2 protein-coding genes are annotated in these 4,661 nt (G+C 72.5%); one reads left to right on the top strand and one right to left on the bottom strand.

From position 1 onward, the window contains the following. Positions 1–250: 250 nt before the first annotated feature. Positions 251–2,383: a hypothetical protein gene (locus VF697_RS25855; protein ID WP_331099382.1), complete on the top strand. Its 2,133-nt coding sequence runs from the start codon at positions 251–253 to the stop codon at positions 2,381–2,383. A 3-nt stretch (positions 2,384–2,386) separates the two neighbouring features. On the opposite strand, the gene VF697_RS25850 is transcribed toward VF697_RS25855, so the two are convergent. Beyond that, on the bottom strand, positions 2,387–4,661 hold a 2,275-nt coding region (locus VF697_RS25850; protein ID WP_331099381.1), incomplete at its 5' end, for an ABC transporter substrate-binding protein.

Genomic DNA, 4,661 nt, shown 5'->3' with positions numbered 1-4,661 from the left:
GCTACCAGCGGGCGATCCTCGGGCTGGTGGTGGTGGGGGTGGTGGCGGTGGTGGTGCGGGCCCTGGCGAAGCGCAAGACGCCGGCCACCTGAGCGCGGTTCACCGAGGCCCTCCTGGACGGCTTGCAGCCGGTCCGTGCGGTGGGCTGAGCCCTGGCGACGTCACCCGAACGACAGGGCGCGGGGCTTCACCCCCCTGGAGCCATGAGGGGACGTTGAGCGTGCGAGCGGGCCCGCGTTAACTGGCGGCCATGCTTCGTTCCCGCCCCTGGTTCCTCCTCCTCGTGGCGTTCGTGCTCGCCAGTGGCTGTCAGTGTGACGAGCCGCCCGTGAGCGGGACGCGTGGGGGCTTTCGGGCGGAGCAGGCGGTGCTCGACTTCGGTCGGGTGCTCGAGGGCGACACGGTGCGTGGCTCGGTGCAGGTGGTGGGCACGGGCCGCGCCGACGTGACGGTGTCCGCCTCGGTGCGGAGCGGCCCCTTCTCCCTGTCCGAGACGGAGGTGTCCATCCCGGGTACCGGCTCGGCCTCGGTGGAGGTGCTGTTTCTCGCGGGAAATGGCCTGGCGGAGGGCACGCTGGTGCTGTCGGCGGGAGGCCATACGGAGGAGGTGGCCCTGCGGGGCCAGGGCGTGCGGCCGTTGGCGTGCGTGCCCTCGGCCCCGTGTCGCCAGTCCCGTTTCGAGCTGGAGCCGGGCGTGTGCGTGGAGTCGGAGGCTCCGGAGGGGACCGCCTGCATCCCCGGGAGCCGCTGCCAGGAGAATGGGCGTTGCCAGTCCGGGGTGTGCGTGGGCTCGCCGCGCTCGTGTGATGACGGCAACCCCTGCACCCGTGATGCCTGCGCGCCGGAGACGGGTTGCGTGACAGCTCCAGTCACCTGTCCCGCGTCGGGCAATCCCTGCCGCGTGGGGCTCTGTGACCGGGAGGCGGGGTGCACCGAGGTGGATGCCCGGGACCTGACCGTCTGTGGCAAGGTGGACTGCGTCTCCGCCCGGCTGTGTTTCTCCGGCACCTGCCGGGAGGTGCCCACGCCCGAGGGCTTCACCTGCGCGCCCGCCACGCCGTGCCAGGACGAGGGGCACTGCAGTGCCGGCAAGTGCGTGCGCCCGGACGCGGGGGAGCTCGCCCCGGCCTTCGTCCAGGAGCTCGGCGGCGAGCCGTCCTTCGAGCCCGGTGGGCCGGTGCTGCTCTCGCACGACGGCGCCCTCTTCGCCTCGGTGTGCGGCGGAGATGCCGGCTGCCGGCTGGTGTCGTACACGAGCAACGGCTTCCTGCGCTTCGAGACGCCCTATGCGGAGGGTGCGGCGCGCACGCTGCTCGCCGTCTCGGACGCGGGCGTGGTGGTGCACGAGCCGGGGGCCCTCGAGTCCTACGCGTCCGCGGGGACGGGCGCCTCGCTGTGGCGCGTTCCTCTCCCGAGCCTCGAATCCCCAGCGGGTGATGGGGGCTGGGTTCCCTCTACGGGGGCGGGGCGCACCGCGCTTGGCTTCGAGGGCGAGGTGGTGTCGCTCGTGTCGTGGGCACCGCCCTCGGACATGGCGGATGGGGGCGTGGAGGGGAGAGAGGACGCGGGAGGCCGCGCGACGCTCGTGGTGCTCGCCCCGGACGGGGGCGTGCTGCGCTCGGGCCCGGTGGCCGGCTTCGCGGGCAGCGCGCGGGTGGCGCTGGACTCACGAGGAGACATCTTCCTCTTCGCCGCGGGCGGGCCATTGGCGCGCGCCGAGCCGGAGGATGGGGGCGCGGGCTTCCTTCCGGTGCCGCTGCTCGCGGAGGTGCCGGACGCGGGGGCCTCGCTCGCCGTGGCGGGGGGGCGAGTCTTCGCCGGGACGCGGGCCTTCGTGGACGGGGATGGCGGTCTGTCCGGTACGGTGGACTGGGAGAGAGCCGGGCGAGGGACCCGGCCACTCGACGAGCCCGTGTTGCTGCTGGACGGCACCGGCTACGCCTTCGCCCGAACCTGCCTGCGCCCGGACGGCACGTCGTGTACTCCGGACGAGGAGGGGCTCGTGCTGCGCGCGCTCGATGCCCGTGCTGGCACGGTGCGGTGGGAGGCCTCCGTGCTGCCGGACGAGGCCCCGGGGACGCTGCATGAAGCGGCGCTGCTCCAGGGAGGCGCGGTGAGCACGGTGACGAGCGTGCGGCTCGCGGGGGGCTCGCGCTCCCACGTGCAGGTGTTCGCCGAGGGGGAGCGGCTCATGGCGTGCCCGCTGCCCGGCACTCCCCACGTGGCCGGTGCCGCGTACGTGGGGCGCTTCGTCTACGTCGTGCTCGAGCGCGACGGCACCTGGCGGTTGGAGGCGTTCGATCTCGAGGCGCTCGTCACGGCGGAGACGCGTGGGTGGCCCCAGGGCTCCAGCGTCTCCGGCTCGCGGCGCGCGCGTCCCTGAGGCTCAGCGCGTCTCCTCTTTGCCCGCCTTGTCCATCCACAGGTCCTCGAAGCGCACCTGCGGCGGAGTCTGGTGCAGCCGCAGCCCCTGCACCCGGCCGTTGGCCGCCGAGTGCACGCGCAGGTGGAAGAGCGGGATGATGGGACAGTCCTCGTAGGCGATCTTCTCCGCCCGCAGGTAGAGCTGCTTGCGCTGCTCCGGGTCGATGGTGACGCGCGCCTCCGTCGTGAGCTTGTCCAACTCCGCGTTGCGGTAGCCCAACGAGTAGACCGTCTGCGCCTTCGAGTTCAGGTGGAAGTGGAGGAAGTTGTCCGGGTCCGGGAAGTCGGCGATCCACCCCACGCGGAACGCGGGCAGCCGTCCCTCGCGCCGCCGCTCCGCGAACTCCTCCGCGCGCAGCTCCTCGTGCCGCAGCTCCACCAGCCCCGCCTCGACCAGGGGGCGGAAGAGGAGGGTGTCCTCCGCCGAGGTGTCGCGCCCCACCGCGTGGTAGATGGTCAGCGGCAGCACCCGCACTCCGGCTTCCCGCAGCAGCCGCTCGGCCAGGGCGATGTCCAGACGCGGCTCGGGCTGCATGCCCCCGTCGTCCAGCAGCTCCGGCGGCGTCACCAGGCGGGCCACGCGCGCGCCCTTGTGGAAGCGCTCCACCAGTCCCTGGAAGTCCATTCCCGCTCGGAGCGCCTTGCGCACCCGCACGTCGTTGTACGGCGCCTCGCGCAGGTTGAAGCCGAGGAAGGCCGTGGACGGAGTGGTGCTGGTGACCACCTGCTGCCCTTCCAGCTCGAGCGAGTCCACATGGGTGACGAACAGGTGCGAGACGAGGTCCACCCGTCCCTCCCGCAGCGCGGCCACGGCCTGCTCGCGCGAGTCCAGCAGGTGGAACTCGAGCCGATCCAACAGGGGCTGCTCGCGGCGCCAGTAGGTGGGATTGCGCTCGAAGGTAATGAGGTTCGTGTCGAAGTTCGCCAGACGGAAGGGGCCCGTGCCCACCGGCTGACCACTCGAGCTCAACCGGGCCACCGCCGTGCCCGGCAGGGCCATGAGGTGGAGGAAGAAGGCCTTGGGCTCCTCCAGCCGGATGTCGAGCGTCATGTCGTCCAGCACCTCGATGCCCGTCACCTCGCGCGCCTTGCCCGCCGCGAACGCCCTGGCGCCCTCCACGTCCTCCAGCAGGCCGCGCTCCGGCGACTTCACGGACGGGTCCAGCAGCCGCTCGAAGTGGCGCTTCACGTCGCGCGCCGTCAGGGGCTGCCCGTCGTGGAAGGTGACGCCCGGGCGCAGGTAGAAGCGGTAGCGGCGCGCCGAGGGGTCCGCCTCCCAGCGCTCGGCCAGGTCCGGCACCAGCACGCCGTCCTCCAACCGCAGCAGGTTGGAGAAGACGCCGCAGCTCATCTCCACGACCTGGATCTCCAGACCGAAGAGTGGATCCAATCGGCCCTGCGTCCTGAGGAACGTCGACTGGTGGATGCCCACCCGGAGTGTCCCCCCCACGCGCGGAGCCGGCAGCCGGAAGCGGAACACCTCGCCATCCAGGCTGGCCGCCTCGTGGGCCAGTTGCTCCACCGTGCGGCTCAGCCCGTCGCCAATGCGGATGACCTGGAGCGCGTCCTCGCGCACCCGCGCCACTTCCTCGCCGATGGACCCGTCCCCACGCATCAGCACGGCGTGCGCCGCGCGAATCTCCTCGATGGCCGAGTTCAGCCGCACCACCGCGTTGGACAGGTCCCGGCCGATGCGTGCCTGGCCCTCCGCCTTGTGCGAGGCCTCCTGTGCCAGCTTGGCCATCTGCGCCGTCTGGTGCACCAGCTCGCGCCCGTGCCCCGCCTGCTCGATGGCCTCCCGCGACACATCGTCCACGCGCCGCGCCACCCGACGGCTGGCGTCCACCACCGTGGAGCCCTGGGCCTCCAGCCGCTTTGTCTCCGCCAGCGTCGCCTCCACCGCCGTGAAGGTGCGCTGGGTGATGGTGCGGATCTCCATGAGGGCCTCGGCCGCCCGGTCTCCCAACTGCACGCCCGTGCCCGCCTGCTCGCGGCCTTCCCGCACCAGCGACACCGTCGTGTCCAGCTCCCGGCGGATGCCCCCCACCATGGTGGCGATCTCCCGCGTGGAGCGCGCGGTGCGCTCGGCGAGACCGCGGATTTCATCCGCCACCACGCCGAAGGGCCGGCCCTGCTCCCCGGCCTGCGCGGCGATGATGGCCGCGTTGAGCGCCAGCAGGTTGGTCTGGTCGGCGATCTCCTGGATGACGTCCACGATGCGGCCGATCTGCGTGGAG

Source organism: Archangium sp. (assembly GCF_036388035.1).
Classification (GTDB): Bacteria; Myxococcota; Myxococcia; order Myxococcales; family Myxococcaceae; genus Archangium.
The sequence above is the reverse complement of the archived record's forward strand: the minus strand, read 5'-3'. Positions and strand labels throughout refer to the sequence as shown.

Coding starts and splice junctions, on each gene's coding strand:
- VF697_RS25855 (WP_331099382.1), top strand. CDS start 251: ATGCTTCGTTCCCGCCCCTGGTTCCTCCTCCTCGTGGCGTTCGTGCTC.